23 protein-coding genes are annotated in these 24,008 nt (G+C 59.5%); 10 read left to right on the top strand and 13 right to left on the bottom strand.

Annotated elements, in window-relative coordinates; translation table 11 throughout:
* Positions 1 to 1,121: acyl-CoA dehydrogenase family protein (locus WAO69_RS12285; protein WP_422179510.1), on the bottom strand; the 1,121-nt coding region annotated here is incomplete at its 3' end.
* 143 nt (positions 1,122 to 1,264) lie between these two features.
* Between WAO69_RS12285 and WAO69_RS12290 the strand changes: the two genes are divergently transcribed.
* On the top strand, positions 1,265 to 2,170 hold the full coding sequence (locus WAO69_RS12290) for a LysR substrate-binding domain-containing protein (protein ID WP_422179552.1): 906 nt from the start codon (positions 1,265 to 1,267) through the stop codon (positions 2,168 to 2,170).
* Here WAO69_RS12290 and phoU read toward each other — a convergent pair.
* The 7 genes from phoU to WAO69_RS12325 all read right to left on the bottom strand — a co-directional run bounded on the left by phoU (position 2,167) and on the right by WAO69_RS12325 (position 8,080).
* Positions 2,167 to 2,880, bottom strand: a complete 714-nt coding sequence (phoU, locus tag WAO69_RS12295; RefSeq protein ID WP_422179512.1) for a phosphate signaling complex protein PhoU — start codon at positions 2,878 to 2,880, stop codon at positions 2,167 to 2,169. The two genes, WAO69_RS12290 and phoU, sit on opposite strands and share 4 nt — an antisense overlap.
* A 12-nt stretch (positions 2,881 to 2,892) precedes the next feature.
* Positions 2,893 to 3,690, bottom strand: coding sequence for a phosphate ABC transporter ATP-binding protein PstB (gene pstB, locus WAO69_RS12300; protein ID WP_422179514.1), 798 nt, complete (start codon positions 3,688 to 3,690; stop codon positions 2,893 to 2,895).
* Positions 3,691 to 3,776: 86 nt separating this feature from the next.
* Positions 3,777 to 4,829, bottom strand: a complete 1,053-nt coding sequence (locus WAO69_RS12305; protein ID WP_422179516.1) for a sensor histidine kinase — start codon at positions 4,827 to 4,829, stop codon at positions 3,777 to 3,779.
* 5 nt (positions 4,830 to 4,834) lie between these two features.
* Entirely contained in the window at positions 4,835 to 6,022 is a 1,188-nt protein-coding gene (locus tag WAO69_RS12310) for a trans-sulfuration enzyme family protein (protein WP_422179518.1), read from the bottom strand.
* Positions 6,019 to 6,543: a gamma carbonic anhydrase family protein gene (locus WAO69_RS12315; RefSeq protein WP_422179520.1), complete on the bottom strand. Its 525-nt coding sequence runs from the start codon at positions 6,541 to 6,543 to the stop codon at positions 6,019 to 6,021. The genes WAO69_RS12310 and WAO69_RS12315 overlap by 4 nt, the downstream gene beginning before the upstream one ends.
* Positions 6,540 to 7,181 (bottom strand): guanylate kinase, encoded by a 642-nt coding sequence (gene gmk, locus WAO69_RS12320; protein ID WP_422179522.1) that lies wholly within the window; start codon positions 7,179 to 7,181, stop codon positions 6,540 to 6,542. The genes WAO69_RS12315 and gmk overlap by 4 nt, the downstream gene beginning before the upstream one ends.
* Positions 7,182 to 7,189: 8 nt before the next feature.
* The gene (locus WAO69_RS12325; RefSeq protein ID WP_422179524.1) at positions 7,190 to 8,080 is read right to left on the bottom strand and encodes a YicC/YloC family endoribonuclease; all 891 of its coding nucleotides are present in this window, start codon (positions 8,078 to 8,080) and stop codon (positions 7,190 to 7,192) included.
* 238 nt (positions 8,081 to 8,318) lie between these two features.
* Here WAO69_RS12325 and WAO69_RS12330 point away from each other — a divergent pair, with 238 nt between their 5' ends.
* Positions 8,319 to 8,969 carry a PAS domain-containing protein gene (locus WAO69_RS12330; RefSeq protein ID WP_422179526.1) on the top strand — a complete coding sequence of 217 codons (651 nt, stop codon included), beginning with the start codon at positions 8,319 to 8,321 and terminating at the stop codon, positions 8,967 to 8,969.
* A 4-nt stretch (positions 8,970 to 8,973) separates the two neighbouring features.
* Here the strand turns inward: WAO69_RS12330 and WAO69_RS12335 are convergent, their stop codons facing one another.
* Genes WAO69_RS12335 through WAO69_RS12345 form a run of 3 tightly spaced genes read right to left on the bottom strand, consistent with a single transcriptional unit; the run spans position 8,974 to position 11,089 of the window.
* Positions 8,974 to 10,017: a patatin-like phospholipase family protein gene (locus WAO69_RS12335; protein ID WP_422179528.1), complete on the bottom strand. Its 1,044-nt coding sequence runs from the start codon at positions 10,015 to 10,017 to the stop codon at positions 8,974 to 8,976.
* Entirely contained in the window at positions 10,002 to 10,319 is a 318-nt protein-coding gene (locus WAO69_RS12340; RefSeq protein WP_422179530.1) for a pentapeptide repeat-containing protein, read from the bottom strand. Before WAO69_RS12340 ends, WAO69_RS12335 begins: the two co-directional genes overlap by 16 nt.
* Positions 10,316 to 11,089, bottom strand: coding sequence for a 3-hydroxybutyrate dehydrogenase (locus WAO69_RS12345; RefSeq protein ID WP_422179532.1), 774 nt, complete (start codon positions 11,087 to 11,089; stop codon positions 10,316 to 10,318). The genes WAO69_RS12340 and WAO69_RS12345 overlap by 4 nt, the downstream gene beginning before the upstream one ends.
* A 204-nt stretch (positions 11,090 to 11,293) precedes the next feature.
* Between WAO69_RS12345 and WAO69_RS12350 the strand changes: the two genes are divergently transcribed.
* The 3 genes from WAO69_RS12350 to WAO69_RS12360 all read left to right on the top strand — a co-directional run bounded on the left by WAO69_RS12350 (position 11,294) and on the right by WAO69_RS12360 (position 15,127).
* Complete coding sequence (locus tag WAO69_RS12350; RefSeq protein ID WP_422179534.1) at positions 11,294 to 12,325, top strand: dipeptidase; 1,032 nt, start codon at positions 11,294 to 11,296, stop codon at positions 12,323 to 12,325.
* A gap of 551 nt (positions 12,326 to 12,876) precedes the next feature.
* The gene (locus WAO69_RS12355; protein ID WP_422179554.1) at positions 12,877 to 14,592 is read left to right on the top strand and encodes an extracellular solute-binding protein; all 1,716 of its coding nucleotides are present in this window, start codon (positions 12,877 to 12,879) and stop codon (positions 14,590 to 14,592) included.
* Positions 14,593 to 14,932: 340 nt separating this feature from the next.
* The gene (locus WAO69_RS12360) at positions 14,933 to 15,127 is read left to right on the top strand and encodes a hypothetical protein (protein ID WP_422179536.1); all 195 of its coding nucleotides are present in this window, start codon (positions 14,933 to 14,935) and stop codon (positions 15,125 to 15,127) included.
* On the opposite strand, the gene WAO69_RS12365 is transcribed toward WAO69_RS12360, so the two are convergent.
* Positions 15,124 to 15,747: a helix-turn-helix domain-containing protein gene (locus tag WAO69_RS12365; RefSeq protein ID WP_422179538.1), complete on the bottom strand. Its 624-nt coding sequence runs from the start codon at positions 15,745 to 15,747 to the stop codon at positions 15,124 to 15,126. The genes WAO69_RS12360 and WAO69_RS12365 overlap by 4 nt on opposite strands.
* Before the next feature lie 66 nt (positions 15,748 to 15,813).
* On the opposite strand from WAO69_RS12365, the gene WAO69_RS12370 reads away from it, so the two are divergent.
* From WAO69_RS12370 to WAO69_RS12390, 5 genes are read left to right on the top strand one after another with little or no spacing between them, the layout of a single operon-like run.
* On the top strand, positions 15,814 to 17,334 hold the full coding sequence (locus WAO69_RS12370) for a class I adenylate-forming enzyme family protein (protein ID WP_422179540.1): 1,521 nt from the start codon (positions 15,814 to 15,816) through the stop codon (positions 17,332 to 17,334).
* On the top strand, positions 17,327 to 17,980 hold the full coding sequence (locus WAO69_RS12375; RefSeq protein ID WP_422179542.1) for a DsbA family oxidoreductase: 654 nt from the start codon (positions 17,327 to 17,329) through the stop codon (positions 17,978 to 17,980). Before WAO69_RS12370 ends, WAO69_RS12375 begins: the two co-directional genes overlap by 8 nt.
* Entirely contained in the window at positions 17,977 to 18,327 is a 351-nt protein-coding gene (locus tag WAO69_RS12380) for a potassium channel family protein (RefSeq protein ID WP_422179544.1), read from the top strand. Before WAO69_RS12375 ends, WAO69_RS12380 begins: the two co-directional genes overlap by 4 nt.
* Positions 18,328 to 18,382: 55 nt before the next feature.
* A complete protein-coding gene (locus WAO69_RS12385) occupies positions 18,383 to 19,591 on the top strand; it encodes an MFS transporter (protein ID WP_422179546.1) in 1,209 nt (402 codons plus the stop codon).
* Between the two features lie 18 nt (positions 19,592 to 19,609).
* A complete protein-coding gene (locus WAO69_RS12390; RefSeq protein WP_422179548.1) occupies positions 19,610 to 21,274 on the top strand; it encodes a hypothetical protein in 1,665 nt (554 codons plus the stop codon).
* A 78-nt stretch (positions 21,275 to 21,352) separates the two neighbouring features.
* On the opposite strand, the gene mfd is transcribed toward WAO69_RS12390, so the two are convergent.
* Positions 21,353 to 24,008, bottom strand: a 2,656-nt coding sequence (gene mfd / locus WAO69_RS12395) for a transcription-repair coupling factor (protein ID WP_422179550.1), incomplete at its 5' end; no start/stop codon positions are given.

The following is a 24,008-nucleotide window of genomic DNA, read 5'->3' on the forward strand; positions in this document are numbered from 1 at the left end:
TGGAATTCCAGGCTGATGCCATTGCCGCCATGCATGTCACGCGACATGCGCGCGATATCCAGAGCCTTGCCGCAGTTGTTGCGCTTGACGATCGAGATCATCTCGGGCGCGGCCTTGGCCTCATCCATCAGACGTCCGACCTGCAACGAGGCCTGCAGCCCCAGCACGATTTCGGTCTGCATATCGGCCAGTTTCTTTTGAAACAGCTGTGTCTGCGCCAGAGGCTTGTCGAACTGGTGGCGATCCAGCCCGTATTGCCGCGCCGCATGCCAGCAGAACTCTGCCGCACCCAGAACGCCCCAGGAAATGCCATAGCGCGCGCGGTTCAGACAGCCGAACGGCCCCTTCAGACCCTCGACATGGGGCAGCAGGGCGTCTTCGCCCACTTCGACACCATCCATCACGATCTCACCGGTGATCGAGGCGCGCAGAGACATCTTGTTCTCGATCTTCGGCGCGCTCAGGCCGGTCATGCCCTTTTCCAGGATAAAGCCGCGAATGCGTCCGCCATGCTCTTCCGATTTCGCCCAGACCACGAACACATCCGCAATCGGCGCGTTCGAAATCCACATCTTGGATCCCGTCAGCTTGTAGCCATTCGCCGTTTTCACGGCGCGGGTCTTCATCCCCGCCGGATCGCTGCCCGCATCGGGTTCGGTCAGGCCGAAACAGCCGATCAACTCACCCGAAGACAGGCCGGGCAGATATTTCTTGCGCTGCTCTTCGCTGCCATAGGCATAGATCGGATACATCACCAGCGAGCTTTGCACCGACATCATCGAACGATAGCCGCTGTCCACCCGCTCGATCTCACGCGCAACCAGACCGTAAGACACGTAAGATGACCCCAACCCGCCGTATTCCGCGGGAATGGTGATGCCCAGCAGACCCATATCGCCCATCTCACGGAAGATACCGGGATCGGTCTCCTCATTGGCGAACGCTGCGGTGACACGGGGCTGCAGTTTTTCCTGTGCAAAGCTATGCGCACTTTCAGCCATCATGCGCTCATCATCGGACAATTGGTCCGACAGGCGCAGGGCGTCCGACCAATCAAACCGGCCCAGATCAGGGGCGTCCTTGGCTTTCAGCGCGGGCTTGGGTGTTGACTGAATATTCATCTTTCAGACCCTCCTCGGGGGTTGGATTTGTACAACGCCCCCCTTGGAAGGCGTACAAAACGGTCAATCTGGCGCATGCATACACGATCACGCCGATGAAAAACACCGAGACTTTCTCGCCAACCTATGACAAAAGCACATACATGATCGCCCCTCGCCGCTTCCTTCCCTCCATCGCGTCTCTGCGCGCCCTCGAAGCACTTGACCGTCTGGGCAGTGCGTCTGCGGCGGCGCAGGAACTGTCCCTGACACAAGGTGCGGTCAGCCGTCAGATTCAGGCGCTCGAGCGTCAGATGGGCATGGTTCTGGTGCAACGTGACGCCAAGAAACTGACCCTGACAGATCCCGCGCAGGCCTATGCCGCCGAGATCCGGCAGGCGCTGCAGACGATTGCGCAGGCCTCGTTGCGCCTGCAGGCCCGCCCGGCTGGCGGTCAACTGAATCTGGCGATTTTACCAGCGTTTGGAATGCGTTGGCTGATGCCAAGGCTGCCGGATTTCGCCCGTCGCCACCCACAGATTACCATCAACATGGGCACCGAACTGGTTCCGTTCAACTTTGCCTCGCATGGCTATGACGCCGCTTTGCACTATGGCACGGGGGACTGGCCCGGGACCGACCGGCTGCTGTTGCGCCATGAGCGCATGATCCCCGTATGTGCGCCTGAACTGCGCGACAGGACTGCGTGCGCGCAGGATGTGCTGCGCTATCCCCTGCTGCATATCCAGACGCGCCCGGATGCCTGGGCCGATTGGTTGAAAGCGCAGGGCGTCGACGCAAGCCAGCCCCTGAACGGCACCATCTACGACCAGTATTCGACCATCGTTCAGGCCGCTCTGCATGGTCTGGGCATAGCGCTTCTGCCCGATTACCTGGCCGAACAGGACCTTGCCGCGCGCCGTCTGGTCAGCCCGTTCGGGCCGGGTGCGGATGCGCGGGGCGCATACTATCTGGTCTGGCCCCGCGACCGTGGGGCAAACCCGGCGCTGGCCCAGTTTCGTGAATGGCTGGCCGGTCAGGCCCAGCCCGAAGATCCGCTCCCGCGTTAGGAGGCTGCGGGCGGCGCGGTCGAGGTGCTGTCGGCTTTCGGGCGCAGTTCATCGGGGCGCGCGCCGGTGACAAGATAGACCACCTGCTCGGCGATCGAGGTGGCGTGATCGCCCATCCTCTCGATATTCTTGGCGATGAAATGCAAGTGCATACAAGCGGTTATGTTGCGCGGGTCTTCCATCATGAAGGTCAGGTATTCGCGGAACAAGGCGTTGTACATCTGGTCCACATCGCGGTCGCGCTCGATGATGTCTTCTGCAAGATCGGCGTCGCGATGGACATAGGCATCCAAGGCATCCTTCAGCATCAGCTCGACCTCACGGGCCATGCGCTTGAGCGCCACCGTGTTGTCTTCGACCGGTCTCATCTGTGCCAGAACAGTGGTCCGTTTGGCGATGTTCTTTGCATAATCACCGATCCGCTCCAGATTGGCGCTGATCTTCATCACGCTCAGAACCAGCCGCAGATCAATCGCGGTGGGTGCACGCAATGCGATGACGCGGGCGGCGTCCTCGTTGATCTGTTCTTCCAGAGCATCGATTGCCAGATCGCCGCGCCGCACCTCTTCGGCCAGTTCCTCGTCGCGTGCCACAAGGGATTGCGCCCCCAGACGGATTGCGGATTCGACAAGGCCGCCCATCTTCATGATGTTGGCCTGTATCTGTTCCAGATCGCGGTCAAAGGCGGATTGTATATGCTGATCCGACATGGGTCTCTCCTGTTACCCGATCCGTCCGGTGATATAGCTCTCCGTGCGCGGATCCTCGGGATTGGTGAATATCTGGCTGGTGTCGCCATATTCTACCAGATGTCCGAGGTGAAAAAAGGCCGTCCGCTGGGATACACGCGCGGCTTGTTGCATGGAATGTGTAACGATTACAACCGAGTAGTTGCGCCGCAGCTCATCGATCAATTCTTCAACCTGCGCCGTGGCGATCGGATCGAGAGCCGAGCATGGCTCATCCATGAGCAACACTTCGGGCTCGGTCGCGATGGCGCGGGCGATGCACAGACGCTGTTGCTGCCCGCCTGAAAGCCCGGTGCCGGGCTCGTTCAGCCGGTCCTTGACTTCTTCCCAGATCGCCGCCCGGCGCAGGGCACGTTCGACGATTTCATCCAGATCCGCCTTCGAACGCGCCATGCCATGGATCTTGGGCCCATATGCGACATTGTCATAGATCGACTTGGGAAACGGGTTTGGCTTCTGAAACACCATCCCCACCCGCGCGCGCAACTGAACCGGATCGACCGCCGGATCATAGATATCTTCGCCGTCCAGAAGGATCAGACCTTCAATGCGCGCGATATCAATTGTGTCGTTCATCCTGTTGATACAACGCAAGAAAGTTGATTTCCCGCAGCCCGAGGGGCCGATAAAGGCGGTTACGGTCTTGTCCACGATTTCGACGTTTACATCCTTGATCGCATGGTTCTGACCATAGTAGACCTGCACATTGCGGGCGCTGATTTTAATGTCGGCTGCGTCCGACGCGGTCTCAACCCTGCGCGCATCTTCCATCTGCACCGTCCTCACTTTTGTCGTATCCTGTTCGAGCGCGACCCTAGTGCCCCGCCCATGATCTTCCAACCCTCAATAGTCCGGGGTTACTTCGGCAGTATGACAGTAAAACTGGCACCCTGCCCCACATCGCTGCTGACACGCAGTCGCCCGCGATGGCGGTTCACGATGTGTTTGACAATCGCAAGCCCCAGCCCTGTTCCGCCCAGTTCGCGCGAGCGGTGGCTGTCGGCGCGGTAAAACCGTTCGGTCAGGCGTGGCAGATGCACCGGATCAATGCCCGGCCCATCATCCGCGACCTGCACCCGTACCGAGGGCGCGCGCAAGGCACCATCGCGGTCATGATCGGTCACGATCAGGCGGACTTCACCGCCTCTGTTGCCGTATTTTATCGCGTTTTCAACAAGGTTGGTGAAAACCTGACGAAGCTGATCTCCATCTCCGGTGATCATCAAAGGGCCCGGAGCGGCATCCAATGTCATGCTGATGCCGGCCTCATCGGCCAGAGGACGCAGGCTGTGCAGGGTCGAGTTCAGTTGCGCCACGATATCGACTTGGTCCTTGGGGCGAACCCGCTCGTCTTCCTCGACCCGGCTCAGCGACAGAAGGTCACCAACCAGCCGGTTCATCCGCGCGGCCTCGCCCTCCATGATGTCCAGAAAGCGCGCGCGTGCTGGCGCGTCATCCTTGGCCGGGCCACGCAGGGTTTCGATGAACCCCATCAGCGCCGTCAAGGGCGTGCGCAGTTCGTGGCTGACATTGGCCACAAAATCGCGGCGCATCTGACCGGCTTGTTCGACATGGGTAATGTCCTGAAAACTGACCAGAACGCCGCCTGCCTCGCGCACGCCCACGCCGGGCACGAACCGGCAGGAGACGGTGAATGTCGTATCCTGCGCGCCATCATTCGAGAGGTATTGCGCGGTCTTGGGCAGCCCGTCGCGCAAGCAGCCTTCGATGGCATCGAGGATGGGCGGCTGGCGCAGGATGGTGGCGAAATGGCGGTTTTCGATCTGCGCGCCCAGCAGGGTCTGCGCATCTGCGTTGCTGGCCACGATGCGTTCGGTGCGATCCACCAACAGCGTCGGAAGCGGGATCGCGTCAAGTGCTGCGCGGATAAGATCGACCGGGTGGCTCATGCGGTCTAACCCTGCTCCATGGCCTCGGCCACGGCGATGGTGAACACGTCCTTGAGGGCTTCGGGGTCTTCCAGGCCCACGGAAACCCGGAAGAATCCTTCGCTGATGCCCAAGGCGGCGCGTCCTTCGGGGGTCAGTGCGCGATGCGAGGAAGAGGCCGGGTGTGACAGTGTCGTGCCCACGTCGCCCAATGTGGGCGCAAAGCTGAGACCCTGTGCGCCGCGCGTGAAGGCGTTGGCCGCCGCCCGGCCACCGTTCAGTTCAAAGCTCACCATGTTGCCCGTTTGTGGACCCAGCAGAGCCTGTGCCCGCGCATAGTCGGGATGATCCGGGCGACCCGGATAGAGCACGCGTTTCACGCCCGGCAGCGTGGCCAGATGATCTGCCAGCAGCGCAGCGGTTGCCTGCGCCCGGTCATAGCGCAGCTCGAACGTCAGCAGACCGCGTTCAGCCAGCCAGCAGTCGAACGGGCTTGGCGTCAGTCCCGTGGTCACGGCAAAGACGCGCATCCGGTCGTTGAGGGCCTGATCCCTGGCTGCGACATAGCCCAGTGTGACATCCGAATGGCCAGCAAGCAGCTTGGTAAGCGACTGGATGACAATATCGGCCCCCCAGTCGACGGGTCGGAACCCGCGCGGCGTGGTGAAGGTGTTGTCGACCACCAGCAGAACGCCCTTGTCGCGGGCAAGCTGTGCCAGACCTTGGATATCGGCCAGCCGCAGCGTCGGGTTCGAAACCACCTCGACAAGGATCATCTTGGTCTCGGGGCGGATCGCGGCGGCCATCGCATCAACATCCGCCGGATCGGCCAGCGACGTGGTGATCCCCATGCGCGGCAGGTCTTCTGCCATCATCCGCAACGAGCGCCCATAGAGCTGATTGCCGCCAACCACATGATCCGAGGTTTTCAGCAGCCCCAGCAAGACCGCGCTGACCGCCGCCATACCCGAGCCCAACACGGTTCCGTTCTCATAGCCTTCCAGCGCGTCCATGCGACGGGCGACAACGTCGGCATTCGGGTGTCCCTCGCGCGCATAGGTATACCCCTGCACGCGGCCCTCGTATTGTGCATCCAGCGCATCGGGCGTGTCGCTTGAATAGACCACCGAGGGCGACAGGGGCGTCACAACCGGCCTGCTGGCACTATGGGGCAGCGGAACAGGGCGGATCAGGGATCCCTTGTCGTTTTTCATGCGATGACTTTCAGGGCGTCGCGGAACTCACGCATGTTGTGCTGATAATTCAGCGCGCTGGCCGTGATCGACTGGATGCCGGCTGCATCCAGTTCACGCACGACTTTGCCAGGTGCGCCCATGACCAGGCTGCCATCGGGGATAACCTTGTTCTCGGTGATGAGGGCTCCTGCGCCAATCAGGCAGTTATTGCCGATCCTGGCGCCGTTCAGCACCGTGGCCCCCATTCCGATCAGGGTGTTGTTGCCGATGGTGCAGCCATGCAGCATGACCTTGTGACCGATGGTGCAATTCTCGCCGATGGTCAGCGGATAACCTGCATCAATATGCATCACCGAATTTTCCTGCACGTTCGAGCCCCGCCCGATCCGGATGATTTCGTGATCGGCCCGGATCGTCGCTCCGAACCAGACCGACACAGCCTCTTCCAGAACCACGAGGCCGATGAGATTGGCGTCCGGTGCCACCCAAGTGTCGGCGTGGATCTGGGGCACCTTGTCGCCCAATGCGTAAATGCTCATGTGCGTTCCTCGAATTCGGCCTGAAGCTTGCGCACATGCTCGTTCAGGTCAGGCTGTTGCGAGCGGCGCAGGCGGGTGGCGGTGATGATGGTTTTCAGTTGCTCTTCTGTTGCATCCAGATTGTCGTTCACAAGCACGAAATCATAGCCATCCCAATGGCTGATCTCATCCCAGCTTTTCTGCATGCGCTTTGCGATCACATCGTCGCTGTCCTGTCCGCGCCCTTCCAGACGGCGGCGCAGTTCGTTGATCGAGGGCGGCAGGAGAAAGATCGACAGCGTGTTCTGACCAAGGGCCGAGTTGCGGATCTGCTGGGCACCCTGCCAGTCGATATCAAACAGAACATCATGCCCTGAATCGATCGCCTCCTGCACAGGCCCCATGGGCGAGCCGTAGAAATTGCCGAACACATGCGCATGTTCAAGCATCTCTCCATCAGAGACCATCGCCTTGAATTCGCTGTCCGAGGTGAATCGGTAATGCTGCCCGTCCACTTCGCCCTCGCGCGGTGCGCGCGTGGTGGCGGAAACCGAAAACACGATCGAGGGGTCCCAGTCACGCAGCCGTCCGGCCAAGGTGGATTTGCCCGCCCCCGAGGGTGAGCTGAGAATGATCAGAAGTCCGCGCCGGTCTGCCATGATGTCCCCTATTCGACGTTCTGAACCTGTTCCCGCATCTGGTCAATCACGGCCTTGAGCGACAGTCCTACCGCCGTCAGTTCGCTTGACTGTGCCTTGGAACACAGCGTGTTGGCCTCGCGGTTGAACTCCTGCATCAGGAAATCAAGCTTGCGGCCCACCGATCCGCTTTCATCCAGCAGCGCGCGGGTGGCGGTGATATGTGCACCCAGACGGTCGATCTCTTCGGTGATGTCCGCCTTGACCGCCATGAGGGCCAGTTCCTGCGCCACGCGCTGGGGATCGGCATGTTCTGCATGCTCCATCACGCGGGCGAGGTTGGCCTTGAGGGCCGCGGCCATGTCGTCCTTGCGGGCTTCGGCGAGAGTGGCAGCTTCTCCGGTGAGCGATGCCACCTGATCGAGCTGCGCGCGCAGGATCGCATTGAGGGCATGCCCCTCATCGGCACGCATCCTGACGAAATCGGCGATCAGTTCCTCTGCTTGGGCCAGAAGCGCCTTTCCCAGAGCAGTTGTGTCATCTTCGTCGGAGCCCGCTTCCAGAACACCGCGCAGAGCCAGCAGGTCGCTCCCGGTTGACGGGGCCAGTGTCACGCCTCGATCCAGCGCTTCGGCCTCTGCCTCGGCCAAAGCGGTCAGAACGGCATCCAGCGCACCGCGGTTCAGAACCAGCTCACCGCCCGTGTCGGCACGCGTCACCCTCAGCGACAGGGTCACGCTGCCCCGTTGAATGGCCTGACCCAGTTGCGCGCGCAAACCCGCTTCCAACCCGGCGATCCAATCGGGCACACGCAGACGCAGGTCCAGGCCCTTGGCATTGACCGAACGCAGCTCCCAACCCCAGTTGAACGGGGCGAGAGCACCTTTTGCCGAGGCAAAACCTGTCATGGACTTGATCATGAAACCCCCGAAATTGCTTGGGCGCACCTAATGCCAATGAACCCATCAGGGCAACCCCCGGCGATCCTCCGCCGGATTAACCAATGCGGTTAAAAACCCTCACATGTTTGAACAAAAAAGTGCATATTAAGACATCAATAATCAGTCTTAAGCGAAATTGAGTCCTGACGAAGCGGCCACGGAACTCTGTTTGTCTGGCCTCTCAGGACGTTCGCATCCGTTCCGGAGCCCGTTTGCTATGACAGATCAGAAAACAGCGCCCGTCGAAAACATCATCCATCTCCATGCGGATCGCACCGCGCGACCGCGTCAGGCCATTCGGCTGGTCGAGGCCTATTGGTCTGCCCTGTGCCAGGATGGGCGTGTTCCGTCGCGCGCACAGGTCTCGCCGCAGGGTCTGCGCGATGTGCTGGAATATGTCTTTATCCTGGAACGCATCGCGCCGGGTCTTGCGCGGTTTCGCATCGCGGGATCACATCTGAGGCAATTGACGGGGATGGAAGTCCGAGGCATGCCGTTTTCGTCCTTTTTCCGCACGCAGGCACGCAGCGATGTGAGCACGGCTCTGGAGGCGTGTTTCTCGGGCCCCTGCAAGATCGAAGCCAAGGTTCAGGCTCTGAGCCTGCAATCGCGCGCCCCGGATCTGTCCGGATCCTTGATCCTGCTTCCGATGCGCTGCGAAATGGGCCATATCAGCCGTGCGCTGGGTGCGCTTTCGATAACGGGCCCGGTTTTGTCAGATGCCTATCGGCTGGATATCGTCGAGCATAGCGCGGTGCCTGTCTGCTGTTGGGACGTTCAGGCCGATGACCGCCAGCGCGCACTGGCAGAGGCACAGGCACGGTTTTTCCCGGCACCCCGGCTGGAACTTGTCCATTCTCGCGATTGAGCGGTCACTCAAACATTGCGCGCAAGTCCACGCTGCTGTCTTGACCCAGGTTTGGCGCATCGCGTTCGATAAAGAGTTCGGCGGCCTCGCGACCGGCTTCCTTCAGACGTTTGAGAACAGGGGCGGTGGGAACAAGTTTCGTCGCCACCGACAGATCATTCATTAGCGCATCATCGGCGATCAGATGAACATGGATCCGCGCCATGCTGCCCGGCTTCAACTGGCCTGTGTCCAGCAAACGCTGAACAAAGGAAATCGCCCGCAATTCGCGAAACAGCGACGAGTTGAAGCTGATCTCGTTGATCCTGTTCTGGATTTGCTGCGGTGTGATGGGGCGTTTTTCACGCTCCAAAGGGTTGATGTTAACGATGACGATATCGGCAGGCAGACCTTTGCCAAACAGTGGGAACAGCGCGGGATTCCCCGTGTAACCGCCATCCCAATAGGCCTCCAGTCGCCCGGTCTTCGGATCTTCGATCTCGACCGCTTGAAACATGGTCGGCAGACAGGCCGATGCCAGGATCGCGTCGGTCGAGATATCTTCGCCGCTGAACACCCGGATCTTCCCGGTGCGCACGGATGTGGCACAAATGAACAGGCGCGGCCCCGCATCGGCGCAGACCCGATCGAAATTGAACTTGTCGACAATGGATTGCAGCGGGTTGCGGTAAAACGGCCCATAGCTGTAGGGCGAGACCATCCGCGACCAGGTATCCGCCAGAGAGAATGGCACTGAATACTCGATCGACTGCGCAATGACAGAGGGGTCGATCCCCTGCATCCATGCGGTCATGCGCGAATCTTCGACCGCACCGACCTGACCCCAGAGCCAGTCGAGGTTTTCACGCGCGCCCTCGCGCCCCCCTGCCAGCATGCCGGATTTCAAAGCGGCCCCGTTCAGCGCTCCGGCGGATGTGCCCGACATCCCTGCAATCTCGATGCTGTCTTCTTCCAGCAGGCGATCCAGCACGCCCCAAGTGAACGCGCCATGCGCTCCACCACCCTGCAAAGCAAGATTGATGCGACGGGCCGTCACGCGTCTTCCCATTTGCGCAGCAAGTCCGTCACCATGATCCCGTTGATGGTCATTCCCGCAAGGTTGGCATTGCTGATCGCAACATTGGTCAGGTTGGCGTGATCAATCACCGCCCCCACCATGCGGACGTTTTTCATCTCGATCTCGCTCAGGTTCACATCATGGAACCGTGCACCCGACAGATCGGTATCGTTGAACGCGGCGTTGCGCAGGGAAACATCCTGGAATTCGGCCTCATCCAGCCGCGCATCCCGCAGTCGCGCTCCGGGGAAGTCCTCATTCTGCACCAGATAATCGGGGTTTTGCTCGCTCATAACGCGGTCCATCCGCCATCGACGCTGATGGTTGTGCCGGTAATCTGTGCCGCGGCATCCGAGCACAAAAACACCGCGGTTCCCCCCAATTGTTCGACCGTCGCGAATTCCTTCGAGGGTTGCCGCTCGAGCATGACCTTTTCAATCACCTCATCGCGGCTCATGTCGTATTTTTTCATTGTATCGGGGATTTGGGCTTCGACCAGTGGGGTCAGCACATATCCCGGACAGATGGCATTGGCGGTGATGGGCTCGCGCGCGGTTTCCAGTGCCACGGTCTTCGTCATGCCCACGATACCATGCTTTGCCGCCACATAGGCCGCCTTGTAGGGCGATGCCGTCAAGCCATGGGCAGAGGCGATATTGACCACCCTGCCCCAGCCCGCCTTGCGCATCATCGGCAGGGCGGCAGCCGTGGTGTGAAACGCCGAATTGAGGTTGATGGCGATGATCGCGTCCCATTTGTCGATCGGAAATTCGTCAATCGGACAGACGTGTTGAATGCCTGCGTTGTTGATCAGGATATCACAGACCCCGGCCTGTTCGATCAGCGCGCGGCACGCGCTGCCGTTTGACATGTCGGCCTTGATATAGCGCGCGCCTACGCCTGTTTCATCCGCGATCTGCTTGGCCAGTGCGTGATCTTCATCCCGGTCGGTGAAGGAGTTCAGGACGATATCCGCACCTGCACGTGCCATTTCCCAAGCAATGCCCAGTCCAATCCCTGAGTTCGATCCCGTGATTACGGCGGTTTTTCCCTTGAGAGACATGAGATTTCCTTCCTGACTGCGTTCGGTGTCATCCTGCCATGCTGCAAGTGCAAAGAAAACAGCGCAGATTGGCAAATGCCGGTCAGACGCATAGAAACGCCGCCATGACCCGTCCCGGAACATACCGAACCGGGTGCCTTTGGCGGGCGATGTTTCCGGGCGCGCGGTCAAGCCATGCTCAAGGCCAACAGGAAGGGATGAACCATGCCGATTTTTGACGGCCACAATGATTTGCTGACCAAGCTGCTGAAATCGGGCGATACCGACAAGTTTGCAAGCGGTCTGACCGGCCATCTTGATCTGCCCAAGATGCAAAAGGGCGGCATGGTGGGGGGCTTTTTTGCGATCTGGGTTCCATCCAGAGGGGATCTGGCCAATCTCACGGCCCAGATGCGCCAAACCAGCTATGATCTGCCTTTGCCGCCTCGGATTGAGCTGGAGGAGGCCCAGGACATTGCCTTGGCCGAAGCTGCCGTTCTGGTCGCGCTTCAGGAGGCTGGCTGGTTGAGCATCTGCACCACAACGGACCAGATCCGCAGCTGCGTCTCCAAAGGTCAGATCGCTGCGATCCTTCATCTGGAGGGGTGTGAGCCGATTGATCCGGAATTCACCATGCTGGATCGTCTCTATGACATGGGCCTGCGTTCGCTGGGTCCGGTCTGGAGCCGCCCGACTCGTTTCGGGGCGGGCGTTCCGTTCCGCTTTCCGTCGGGCCCCGATACCGGCCCCGGCCTGACAGCGGATGGGTTCCGCCTGATCGAACACTGCAACGCGCGGGGTCTGGTGATTGACCTGTCCCACATCACCGAGGCGGGTTTCTGGGATGTGGCCAAGACCACCCAGGCACCGCTGGTGGCCACGCATTCCAACGCGCATGCGATCTGCCCGCACAGCCGCAACCTGACTGATGAGCAGTTGAAGGCGCTGGGAGAGTCAGGCGGCGTGGTCGGTTTGAATTTTGCCACTGCCATGCTCAGACCGGATGGGAAGATGCTGCCTGAGGTCGGGTTCGACATCATGCTGGCGCATCTGGATCACATGATGGCCAAAGCGGGCAGCGACAGCATCGCGATCGGCTCTGATTTTGATGGAGCGATTGTTCCTGCCTTGATCGGCAATGCATCTGGCCTGCCACATCTGGTGCGCGCGATGGAGCGGCACGGTTATGACGCGGTTCTGATCGAAAAGATCACCTTTGAAAACTGGATGCGCGTGCTGGACGCAACCTGGACCTGAGGAATACATGAGTTTCACCGCGGCGCTTCTTGTTCCGGGTGCTGGTGATCTCGGCAACGTGAGTGTTCATCCTTGCCACGCCATGTCGCCGTCAGCCGGCGTAACGGGCCGCCAAGTTTGCAATCACGATTGCTGTGACGGGCGGGCGATTCGAACCCTCTGGCGTCAAGATCTGGAAGGATACTGAGCACAGGCCGTGCGACCGGCCGAGTTGGGGATCAAGCAAAGCTATGTTGGAGATTGCCGAACCCGCAGCGCAAAAAAAACGCCCGCACGAAGCGGGCGTTGAGTTGTTGAGGCAGGTTTCATACAGGCAAGAAACCTATCGAGCAGTGACACCTGTATATGCAATTCCCGGTGCAGTTCCAAGCTAAAAGTTTGATAACCAACGACTCCCCGGTTACGGTCGGTGGTCAATAAAATATGATTAGAGCAGGATTGTTGCCGAAGTGACACCAGTTAATTTCCTTAAATCACTGCGTGCCGGACTGGCCGCGCTTGCGATCTGTACCTGCGCGCAAGCCCTGGCCGAGACCAAACATGGCATAGCTATGTATGGTGAGCCCGCGCTCCCACCGGATTTTGTGTCTTTGCCCTATGTCAACCCTGATGCCCCCAAAGGCGGCCGGATCGTTTTCGGCAACACCGGAGGGTTTGACAGCCTCAATCCGTTCGTGCCCAAAGGCACACCTCCCTGGCAGTTGAGGTTCTTGTCCTATGAGAGCCTGATGGGACGGTCTTGGGATGAACCGTTCACACTTTACGCGCTGCTGGCCGAATCGATTCGCACGGCCGAGGATCGCTCTTGGGTTGAATTCACCCTGAGGGAGGAGGCGCGTTTCTGGGATGGCACGCCCGTCACCGTCGAGGATGTGATCTGGTCCTATGAAACCCTCGGCACTGTTGGGCATCTGCGCTATCGCGGTTTGTGGACCAGTATCGAAAGCATCGAACAAACCGGCCCGCGCTCTGTGCGTCTCTCATTTTCCGAGGCGAACCGGGAACTGGCGCTGATCGCCGGGCTGCGCCCCATCCTCAAGAAGGCGCAATGGGATGGGGCCGACATCACGCAATCCGGATTGGAGGCCGTGCCCATCGGCACAGGGGCCTATGTCCCCGGTGATTTCGAAGCTGGCAGGTTTCTCGAACTCACGCGCAACCCTGACTATTGGGGTCGCGATCTGCCGTTGCGGCGAGGCACGCAAAACCTCGAGACGATCCGCATCGAGTTTTTCGGAGATCAGACCGTTCTCTTCGAGGCCTTCAAGGCCGGTGAGTTGACCGCGATCCGCGAGTTCAATGCCGAGAAATGGGCCACGGGGTACGATTTTCCCGCCGTTCAGGACGGGCGTGTGACACTGTCCGAGATCCCGCATCGCAAACCATCGGGCATGACAGGCTTTGTGATGAACACGCGCAAAGCTCCGTTTGATGACTGGCGCGTGCGCGCGGCGATGATTCATGCCTATAACTTTGAATTCATCAACGATGCGATGACGGGTGGCGTGCAGCCCCGGATTTCATCCTATTTCTCGAACTCGAGCCTTGCGATGCAGCCCGGACCAGCCACAGGCCGCGTCAGGGAGCTGTTGCTTCCTTTTGACGACAGCCTTCTTCCTGGTGCGCTTGAGGGGTATGTTCTGCCAAAGGGCGACGGCTCGGAGCGCAATCGACAAAACCTTCGCAAGGCGATGGATCTGCTGGAACAGGCCGGATGGGTGGTGCGTGACGGACAGTTGATCAACGACCGGGGTGAGCCATTTCGTTTCGAGATCCTGTTGCGCCAGGGCGCGGGCGATCTGCAGACCATGATAAACATCTATGCCAAGGCGCTTGAGCGTCTGGGAATGGAAATGCAGCTCTCGGTCGTTGATGATGCACAATACAATGAACGCCTCTCGTCGCTGGATTTTGACATGACGGATTTCCGGCGCGATCTGTCGCTGTCTCCGGGGAACGAGCAACGTCTTTATTGGGGATCACAAGGCGTGAATGTCGACGGCACGCGCAATCTGATGGGTGTCGCGTCAGAGGCAATCGATGCGATGATCACCCAGATGCTGAACGCGCAAGAGGCCCAAGAATTTACCGCCGCCACCCGCGCGCTGGACCGGGTGCTGACATCGGGACGCTATGTTATCCCGATCTGGCAATTTGATGTCGGACGCATCGCCCATGCATCGGATCTGAAGTTTCCCGAAACCCTGCCGATCTATGGCGACGGTGTGGAGTGGCTGCCCCATGTATGGTGGTCAGAGGCCCGCTAAAACACCCCATATTCAGCCCCGTTTCAATCGGGCGACCGGTTTGGCAAAACACCAATTGTCAACAAAACAAAGGGCCAAAATCGGTTGAGTCGCGCAACTGGGATACAACCTGCCCGTTTTTAGGCCGTTTTTCTGTGTCGCGGTCACATTTTTGTAACGAAGTGACTTGAATTGAGGCGCGCTTGTGCCATCTATCGGCGTGAGACAAACAAGAAACGGTAACTCATACAAAAAACAGCAGGGTCAGGTGCTCGCCACACCATGGGCCAGGTAGCCATAGGGAGACAGAACTATGACCTGGTCTGACTTGACTGAAAATTGGGGCCTTTGGTTTGCCCGAATGAAAAGGCGCTTTCCCAATCTCGACGATAGCGCGATGCCCTTTCTCAAAGCCGATCGACAGCGATTTGAAAGCTACCTGGCCGACAGGCATGACCTGACGATGGTCGAAGCCCGCGAAGAGCTGGATGATTTCCTGATGGTCGAGAACCTCGCACGTGAGGCATTTGACTATCGTTCCCGCGCCGAAGGCTAGACCAGCGATGTGACCCAGAGGATGTTCGCATCCTCGTCACTGACCGAAATCACGTTATGGCCCATCGTGGCGTCGTAATAGGCGCTATCGCCCCGACGCATGTCGATGGGTTCATAAAACTCGGTATACAGTCGCACGACCCCGGTCAGAACATATAGAAACTCTTCGCCGTCATGGCGCACCCAGCCGTCGAATTCATCGACGCTGCGCGCCCGGACGCGCGCGCGATACGGTAGCATCTGTTTCTTGGTCAGCGTGTCTGCAAGAAGCTCATGCTCGTAGGTTGCGGTCACATGGGCCGAACCTTCGCCGGATTTCGTGATCGCAATCCGCCCGTTCACTTTCTCAGCCTGCGGTGCCGTAAAAAGCTGAGGCACCGAGATTTCCAGACCCACCGCCAGTTTCTTGAGCGCTTCATAGGTCGGTGACATTTGCCCGTTTTCAATCTTGGACAGGGTCGATCGCGCGAGGCCGGCCTGATTGGCAGCCTGTTCCAATGTCCAACTGCGCGCTTTGCGCAACGCACGCACCCGTGCGCCCAGATCAAGCGGTTCAGCAAGCGCGTCTTCACCCGTGGCACGGGCAATCCGAATAAGGGAACGGGGGTCTTTTGTGCTCATGTGCTGTTGTATAAGTTGGTGGGCGTGGCCTTGCAACGCCGCGCGCGGGACGCTAGCGATTGAGCCATGTTATCCGTCTTCGATCAAGGCCCGCCGCCGCCCTGCCCTGCGCCCTTCAACATGGCCGCACATGTGCTGTCGCGTGCAGGCGATCACCCGGACAAGACCGCGCTGAGCGTGCTGGGCAGGACACAGGCGCGACACTGGAGTTATGCCGAGGTCGAAGCCGCCGTGCGCGGTATTGCAACCGGATTGCTGGACCGTGGCCTGACACCCGGCGACATTGTGCTTTTGCGTCTGGGAAACACGCCTGAGTTTCCGCTGGCCTATCTTGGTGCCATTGCTGCGGGGCTGGTTCCCGTACCCAGTTCAGCCCAACTGACCGAACTGGAAACCGCCGCCATCATCGCCGAACTGGTGCCTGCGCTGGTGCTGCATCAGCCGGGCGTGCCCTGCCCTGATCATCCCGCGCGGCTGGATGTCAGCGCGCTTGGCGCTATGCATCACTTGCCACCCGCGCCCTACCATATGGGCGATCCGAACCGTCCCGGATACATCGTCTATACGTCGGGGACGTCCGGCAAGCCTCGCGCTGTTCTGCATGCGCATCGCGCAATCTGGGCACGCCAGATGATGATGCAGGGCTGGTACGGTTTGACAGGCCAGGACCGCCTTTTGCATGCTGGGGCCTTCAACTGGACCTATACGCTGGGCACCGGAGTGATGGACCCATGGACAATGGGGGCCACTGCGCTGATCCCGGAACCGGGTACGGAACCGGCGGCACTCCCGGCGCTGTTGGCTTTCCACGAGGCAACGATTTTCGCAGCAGCTCCGGGTGTTTACAGAAAGATGTTGATGTCAGGAAATTCAATTGACTTTCCCAGACTGCGGCATGGTCTTGCCGCGGGCGAGAAACTGTCCCCGTCGCTGCGAAGCATGTGGGAGACAGCGACAGCCACTCCGGTGTTCGAGGCCTACGGGATGTCGGAATGCTCGACCTTCATCTCGGCTTGCCCTGACCATCCCGCGCGCGATGGGGCCTTGGGGCAGCCTCAACGGGGTCGGCGTATCGCCATTCTCGGGGATGCCGGCCCAGTGCCAAAAGGCACTCAGGGCGTGATCGCCGTGCATCGCGATGATCCGGGGTTGATGTTGGAATATCTCGGCGCGCCCGAGGAGACCCAGGCCCGCTTTCAGGGCGAATGGTTCCTGACCGGCGACCAGGGGGTCATGGCGGCAGATGACCAGATCCACTATCTGGGCCGCGCAGATGACATGATGAACGCAGGCGGCTACCGGGTCTCTCCGCTGGAGGTTGAACAGGCTCTTGCCCATTGCCCGGGCATCGAGGCCGTTGGAGTGACCGACATTCAGGTGAAAGATGATGTGCGCATCATCGCGGCCTTTTACACCGGATCGGCACCGATCCCGGTTGCCACATTGCAGGCATTTGCAGCCCGAACGCTGGCCCGTTACAAACAACCCCGAGAATACGTGTATCTGCAGGATCTGCCGACTGGCCCGAATGGCAAGCTGCTGCGACGCGCCTTGAAAACACTAGCTCCGGATGTGACCCATGGATGACGCCTCGACCATCAAGCTTGATATCATTTCGGATCCCATCTGCCCGTGGTGCTATATCGGCAAGACCCATCTGGACAAGGCGCTGAGCCAAGTGCCCGGCCATCCTTTCGTGATCGAATGGCATCCCTTTCAGTTGAACCCGGAGATGCCCGCCGAAGGTATGGATCGCCGCGCCTATCTTGAGGGCAAATTCGGTGGCAAGGAAGCTGCGGTGCGTGCCTATGCGCCCGTGGTGGATGCGGCCGAAAAAGCGGGGCTGAGCATCAACTTCGAGGCAATGAAGCGTACACCCAACACGATGGATGCGCATCGTTTGATCCATTGGGCCGGGATTGAAGGGCGCCAGACCGCTGCTGTTTCTGCGCTGTTCAAGGCCTATTTTGAAGAAGGTCGCGATATCGGCAGCCATGACACGCTGGCGGACATTGCCGATGGCATTGACATGGACGCCTCGGTGGTGCTGCGGCTTTTGCAATCAGACAGTGACCTTGAGGATATACGCGCGCGGGATGCTCACAGCCGTCAAATGGGCGTGAATTCGGTGCCCACCTTCATTGTCGCAGGCAAGCACGCGGTGCCGGGTGCGCAACCGCCCGAGTTGTGGATCAAGGTCATCGGGGAATTGATGGAGCAAATCAACGCATGATCCCCTACAAGGTCATCACGCTGGTTCTGAGCCTCGTGCTGATCGTGACGGTAGGCACGGTGTTCTTTCACTTTGTCGAAGGGTGGAACTGGCTGGATTCATATTTTTTCACCGTCATTACCCTGTCCACAGTCGGCTATGGCTCGCTTGTCCCGGTCACTGCCCTGGGCAAGATCGGGACAACTGTATTCATCTTTTTGGGGCTTGGCATTTTTGCCGTGGCGGTCCAGCAATTCGGCCTCTACGCCATGCGAAAACGCGAAGAACATACCGAATGGTTGGTCGGACGCCTTGATACCAAGAAGGATGCGGCCAATGAAGATACTGAACCTGTAAACAAAACCTGATCCTGGTGTCGAATCCGCCTTGTCGCCCGTGACACTTTCAGGTCAGTGTCGATGCATGAAACCAGCCATGTCGCGCATAGAATTCATCGCGCTGATCGCGATGATGTTTGCCGCGATCGCCTTTTCGATTGATGCGATGCTTCCTGCCCTGCCTGAAATCGGGCGGGAACTGAGCCCGCAGGCGCTCAACCAGGCGCAGCTGATCCTGACCTCCTTCGTGCTTGGCATTGGCATTGGTACATTCTTTACCGGTCCGCTTTCGGATGCATTCGGACGTCGCAACGTGATCGTTGCAGGCACCGCCTTGTATATCTTTGGTGCCGCCATCGCCTATTTCAGCACCTCGCTCGAGGTTGTGTTATTTGCCCGTGTTCTGCAGGGGCTTGGTGCGGCAGCACCCCGCATCGTCTCGTTGGCGGTTGTGCGTGACCTGTATTCGGGCCGCGAAATGGCGCGGATCGTTTCGGTCGCGATGATGATCTTCACGATTTTTCCGGCCTTCGCCCCATTGATCGGGGCCGGCATCATCGCACTGTCGGGATGGCGGTCGATCTTTCTGGCGTTCATCGTTTTCGCAATGATTTATGTAAGCTGGATGTGGCTTCGCTTGCCAGAGTCTCTGGCGGTGGAAAACCGTCGTCCGTTTCGCGGGCCGTTGCTCTGGTCTGCTATTCAGGAGATGTTCGCGCATCCTTCGGTGCGCCTGTCGATCTGTGTGCAATCTCTGTGCCTTGCGATCCTGTTTGCCATGCTGTCGATGGTTCAGCCGATCTACGAAGTCGTCTTTGAGCGCGCCGACAGCTTTCCTTATTGGTTCGGCGCGGTGGCCGTTGTCTCGGCCAGTGGAAGTTTTGTGAATGCAGCGCTTGTGGTGCGCATCGGCATGCGCCGGATGGTGGCCTGGTCGCTGGGTCTGCAGATCATCATGGCGGGGGTGATGATCCCGATCGGGGTGGCCGGGCTGGATACTGATGTGCTGTTTGCTCTGTTCGTCATTTGGCAAGCCTATGTGTTCTTCATGGCTGGCACGACGATGGGCAACCTGAATGCAATCGCGATGGAGCCGATGGGTCATATCGCGGGCATGGCCGCCTCGACGATTTCCGGCATTGCCACGATTGTGGCAGCCGCCATCGCGGCACCGATCGGACTGACCTTCAATGGCTCCCTTTTCCCCCTGACCTTTGGAATATTCTGCTTGTCTGCGCTGGCCTTTGTTCTGATGCTGGCCATGGCGCGTGTGGAAGAGCAACTGCCTGCCTGACATCATCAAGAGGGCCACATGGACGATTATTATGATCTGGGCAGCTATTCCTGCCCCATCAGCACGACAGTTCCCGAGGCACAGCTTTGGTTTGATCGCGGGTTGATCTGGACTTATGGCTATAATCATCAGGAAGCGGTCGAGTGTTTCCGCAAGGCGATCGCCGCAGATCCGGACTGTGCTATGGCATGGTGGGGCGTGGCTTATGCGTCAGGCCCGAATTATAATATGCCTTGGGAAGTGTTCGATGACCCCGGACGCGCGCGTGCGCTTGCCGCGTCATATGAGGCCACGCAGGAGGCTCTCCAGCGTCTGGGCGGCGTCAGCATTGCCGAGGCTGCGCTGATCCAGGCGCTGCCGGCGCGCTATCCTCAGGCCGACCTTGTCGAGGATATGCATCCCTGGAACCATGATTTCGCCAATGCGATGCGCGCGGCTTTTGCGAAAGCGCCTGATCATCTGGACCTGCGCACGATTTACGTCGAAGCGCTTTTGAACCTGACTCCATGGAAGATGTGGGATCTGGCGTCAGGCAAGCCCGCCGAGGGCTCGGCCACGATCGAAGCGAAACAGGTGCTTGAGCAGGCGATGGAGAGCCTGGCCGGGGCGATGGAACATCCCGGTCTTTTGCATCTTTATGTTCACCTGATGGAGATGTCGCCAACGCCCGAAAAGGCACTGAAAGCCGGAGATGTTCTGCGCACGCTGTGCCCTGATGCCGGCCATCTGGTGCATATGCCCACTCACATAGACGTGCTGTGTGGCCAGTATCACGATGTGGTCCACTGGAACCAGAAAGCAGTCGAGGCGGATCTCAAGTATTACGAACGTGAAGGCGCATTTTCGCTTTATACGGGGTACCGGCAGCACAACTATCATTTCATCATGTACGGCGCGATGTTCCTGGGTCAGATGCAGCCCGCGTTGGATGCCGTGCACGGCATGTTCGACACCACACCCGAAGCCATGTTGCGCATCCCCTCCCCGCCCATGGCAGATTACTTCGAAAGCTACCTTGCCATGGAGCCGCATATCCTGATGCGCTTTGGTCGCTGGGAGGATCTGATCGCGATGGAGCCGCCTGAAGATCAGGAGCTTTACGCCACACTGACCGCAAATACCCATTATGCACGCGCCGTCGCCTTTGCAGCCCTGGGGCGAATTGACGACGCAGAAGCCGAAGAGCAGGTTTTTCTTGCCGCCAAAGCCCGCGTGCCGACCACGCGATTGCTGCATAATAACACGGTTCAGGATCTGCTTGGCATTGCAGTCGAAATGCTGCGTGGAGAGATCGAGTATCGCAAAGGGAATTTCGATCTGGCTTTTGCTCATCTGCGCCGTTCGGTCGAAATCGACGATACGCTGCCCTATGACGAGCCCTGGGGCTGGATGCAGCCTGCGCGCCACGCGCTGGGGGCGCTTTTGTTCGAGCAAGGGCATGTTGATCAGGCAGAGGCGGTCTATCGCGAGGATCTGGGCCTGGGCGGACAGCTCAGCCGCGCAACGGTGCACCCTGACAACCTCTGGTCGTTGCGCGGGCTTCATGACTGCCTGAAAGCACGTGGTGAGAGTGTGGAGATCGTGCAGATCAGACAGCGTCTGGATATCGCGCTGGCGCGTGCGGATCGCGCTGTGGGGGCGTCGTGTTTTTGCGCCCAGGCCGCAATGATGGCCGCCGGATAACCGACATTTTCAGGCGCTGCCGCCGCGGTAGACGCCAATGGCATGTCCTGCGATTTCACAGCCAGCCCATGGCCTGTATCACACTTTCGACTTGGCTTTCTTGCGATGAGCAATGACCTTCTCGGCAAGGTCGCGGGCGATGGCAAAGGCCCCCTTGATCTTGTCATTGTCGCTTTTCCAGTCACGCCGCACGACGATCTTGTTGTCCTTGACCTTGGCCATGCCGCGCTGGTCATGCATGAACTCGACCAACCCCTCCGGGGTGGCGAACTTGTCGTTGTGAAACTGGATCGTCGCGCCCTTTGGCCCGCCATCCAGCTTGGCAATGCCCGCCCGTTTGCACATTGCCTTGATACGCACCACCAGCATCAACGTGTTCACTTCACGCGGCAGCGTCCCAAAGCGGTCGATCAACTCGGCCGCGAATCCCTCAAGTTCAACTTTGGTCGACAAGTTACTGAGACGCCTGTACAATCCCAGCCTGACGTCTAGATCTGGAACATAGGCCTCGGGGATCAGGACCGGCACGCCCAGATTGATTTGGGGGGCCCATTGGTCATCCGCTTCGCTCAGGCCCTCCATCTCTCCGGCTTTGATCTTGGCAATCGCCTCTTCCAGCATCGACTGATACAGCTCATATCCGACATCGCGCATCTGGCCCGATTGCTCTTCGCCCAGCAAGTTTCCCGCGCCCCTGATATCAAGGTCCTGCGAGGCCAGCGTAAAGCCGGCACCCAGCGTATCCAAAGACCCCAGAACGCGCAGTCGCTTCTCGGCTGCCGGTGTCAGTTTGGCGCGAGGTTTGGTTGTCAGATAGGCGTAAGCCCTTGTTTTGGAACGCCCCACGCGACCACGTATCTGATAGAGCTGCGCCAGACCGAAGACATCCGCACGATGCACGATCATGGTATTGGCAGTGGGAATATCCAAGCCGGATTCCACGATGGTCGTGGCCAGAAGCACATCATATTTGCCATCGTAAAAGGCGTTCATGCGGTCATCCAGCTCTCCCGCGGCCATTTGGCCATGGGCGACCACAACGCTGATTTCGGGGACCTGTTCGCGCAGGAATTCCTCGATCTCGGGCAAGTCCGAGATGCGCGGAACCACGTAAAAACTCTGCCCGCCGCGATAATGCTCCCGCAGGAGCGCTTCGCGGATCGTGATGGCATCAAACGGGCTGACATAGGTGCGGATGGCCAGGCGATCGACCGGTGGCGTGCCGATGATCGACAGATCCCGCACGCCCGTCAGTGACAGTTGCAAGGTGCGCGGTATCGGCGTGGCGGTCAGGGTCAGCACGTGGATATCCGAGCGCAGCTGTTTCAGGCGCTCTTTATGTGCGACGCCGAAATGCTGTTCCTCGTCGATGATCAGCAATCCAAGCGTCTTGAAGGTCGTGCCTTTCGCCAGAAGCGCGTGGGTTCCGATGACGATATCCAGCGTGCCATCGGCCATTTCCTTGCGCGTCAATGCGGCGTCCTTGGCGGTGACAAAGCGGCTCAGCTGGCGCACACGCACAGGAAAGCCGCGGAACCGTTCCGCAAAGCTGGCATAGTGCTGACGGGCCAGCAGCGTGGTTGGCGCGATCACGGCGACCTGTGTGCCCGACATGGCCGCGACAAAGGCGGCGCGCATGGCCACTTCGGTCTTGCCAAAGCCAACATCACCGCAGATCAGGCGATCCATCGGCTGCCCCGAGCCCATGTCATCCAGGACATCGCCAATGGCGCGCAGCTGGTCTTCGGTTTCCTCATAGGGAAAGCGGGCGGAAAACGCTTCCCATGCGTGGTGTTCCGGCTCCATCACCGGAGCGCTGCGCAAGGCGCGTTCGGCGGCAATGCGGATGAGCCGGTCAGCCATCTCGCGAATGCGTTCCTTCAGGCGGGCCTTCTTGGCCTGCCAGGCCCCGCCGCCCAGCCTGTCCAGAAGGCCGTCTTCGTGGCCGAATTTCGACAGCAGTTCGATGTTCTCGACCGGAAGATACAGCTTGGATTGCTCGGCATATTCCAGCAGCAGGCATTCATGCGCCGCGCCTGCAGCGGTGACCACCTCCATGCCCTGATAGCGGCCAACACCATGATCAACATGCACAACCAGATCGCCGGAGCTCAGCGATTGGGTTTCGGTCAGGAAGTTTTCAGCCTTGCGGCGTTTCCTGGGCGCGCGGATCAGGCGATCACCCAAAACGTCCTGTTCGCTGATGACGGTCAGCTCTTTGGTTTCAAACCCGTGTTCCAAGGCCCAGACGGCCAGATGAAGGCCGCGTTTGCCGATGCGCGTTCCGTTCGGTATGGGGATGACTTCGGCAAGGCCCTCGTCTTCAATCAAGCCGGTCAGGCGTTCGCGCGCCCCTTGCGAGTAACTGGCGATGACCACTGGGCCCTTGTCGCTGCGTGCCCTGATGTGATCGGCCAATGCACCGAACAGGCTCAGGCTTTCCTGTTGGCGTTCGGGCGCAAAGTTACGCCCTATGCGGCCGCCGGCGTCAATCACACCGGGACCGCTAGCCTGCCGCAGGGCCGAGAACTGCAACACCCGTCTGTCACCGACGGCCATCTGCCAGGCAGTATCATTCAGATAAAGCAGATCGGGCGGAGCAGGCTTATACACCGTATCCAGTCTGGATTTGTTCTCCAGCGCATGTTTGCGGGTTTCATATTGATCTGCGACGCTGTCCCAGCGCGCTATGCGCGTGGGATCAAGCTGATCATCCAGCGTCACCGTCGCCTTG

Source organism: Aestuariivita sp., assembly GCF_049276915.1.
In the GTDB taxonomy this organism is placed as follows: domain Bacteria; phylum Pseudomonadota; class Alphaproteobacteria; order Rhodobacterales; family Rhodobacteraceae; genus Aestuariivita.

Excerpts from the sequence above, each read along its gene's own strand:
- WAO69_RS12290 (WP_422179552.1), top strand. The coding sequence starts at position 1,265 with ATGATCGCCCCTCGCCGCTTCCTTCCCTCCATCGCGTCTCTGCGCGCC.
- phoU (WP_422179512.1), bottom strand. The coding sequence starts at position 2,880 with ATGTCGGATCAGCATATACAATCCGCCTTTGACCGCGATCTGGAACAG.
- pstB (WP_422179514.1), bottom strand. The coding sequence starts at position 3,690 with ATGGAAGATGCGCGCAGGGTTGAGACCGCGTCGGACGCAGCCGACATT.
- WAO69_RS12305 (WP_422179516.1), bottom strand. The coding sequence starts at position 4,829 with ATGAGCCACCCGGTCGATCTTATCCGCGCAGCACTTGACGCGATCCCG.
- WAO69_RS12310 (WP_422179518.1), bottom strand. The coding sequence starts at position 6,022 with ATGAAAAACGACAAGGGATCCCTGATCCGCCCTGTTCCGCTGCCCCAT.
- WAO69_RS12315 (WP_422179520.1), bottom strand. The coding sequence starts at position 6,543 with ATGAGCATTTACGCATTGGGCGACAAGGTGCCCCAGATCCACGCCGAC.
- gmk (WP_422179522.1), bottom strand. The coding sequence starts at position 7,181 with ATGGCAGACCGGCGCGGACTTCTGATCATTCTCAGCTCACCCTCGGGG.
- WAO69_RS12325 (WP_422179524.1), bottom strand. The coding sequence starts at position 8,080 with ATGATCAAGTCCATGACAGGTTTTGCCTCGGCAAAAGGTGCTCTCGCC.
- WAO69_RS12330 (WP_422179526.1), top strand. The coding sequence starts at position 8,319 with ATGACAGATCAGAAAACAGCGCCCGTCGAAAACATCATCCATCTCCAT.
- WAO69_RS12335 (WP_422179528.1), bottom strand. The coding sequence starts at position 10,017 with ATGGGAAGACGCGTGACGGCCCGTCGCATCAATCTTGCTTTGCAGGGT.
- WAO69_RS12340 (WP_422179530.1), bottom strand. The coding sequence starts at position 10,319 with ATGAGCGAGCAAAACCCCGATTATCTGGTGCAGAATGAGGACTTCCCC.
- WAO69_RS12345 (WP_422179532.1), bottom strand. The coding sequence starts at position 11,089 with ATGTCTCTCAAGGGAAAAACCGCCGTAATCACGGGATCGAACTCAGGG.
- WAO69_RS12350 (WP_422179534.1), top strand. The coding sequence starts at position 11,294 with ATGCCGATTTTTGACGGCCACAATGATTTGCTGACCAAGCTGCTGAAA.
- WAO69_RS12355 (WP_422179554.1), top strand. The coding sequence starts at position 12,877 with ATGTATGGTGAGCCCGCGCTCCCACCGGATTTTGTGTCTTTGCCCTAT.
- WAO69_RS12360 (WP_422179536.1), top strand. The coding sequence starts at position 14,933 with ATGAAAAGGCGCTTTCCCAATCTCGACGATAGCGCGATGCCCTTTCTC.
- WAO69_RS12365 (WP_422179538.1), bottom strand. The coding sequence starts at position 15,747 with ATGAGCACAAAAGACCCCCGTTCCCTTATTCGGATTGCCCGTGCCACG.
- WAO69_RS12370 (WP_422179540.1), top strand. The coding sequence starts at position 15,814 with ATGTTATCCGTCTTCGATCAAGGCCCGCCGCCGCCCTGCCCTGCGCCC.
- WAO69_RS12375 (WP_422179542.1), top strand. The coding sequence starts at position 17,327 with ATGGATGACGCCTCGACCATCAAGCTTGATATCATTTCGGATCCCATC.
- WAO69_RS12380 (WP_422179544.1), top strand. The coding sequence starts at position 17,977 with ATGATCCCCTACAAGGTCATCACGCTGGTTCTGAGCCTCGTGCTGATC.
- WAO69_RS12385 (WP_422179546.1), top strand. The coding sequence starts at position 18,383 with ATGAAACCAGCCATGTCGCGCATAGAATTCATCGCGCTGATCGCGATG.
- WAO69_RS12390 (WP_422179548.1), top strand. The coding sequence starts at position 19,610 with ATGGACGATTATTATGATCTGGGCAGCTATTCCTGCCCCATCAGCACG.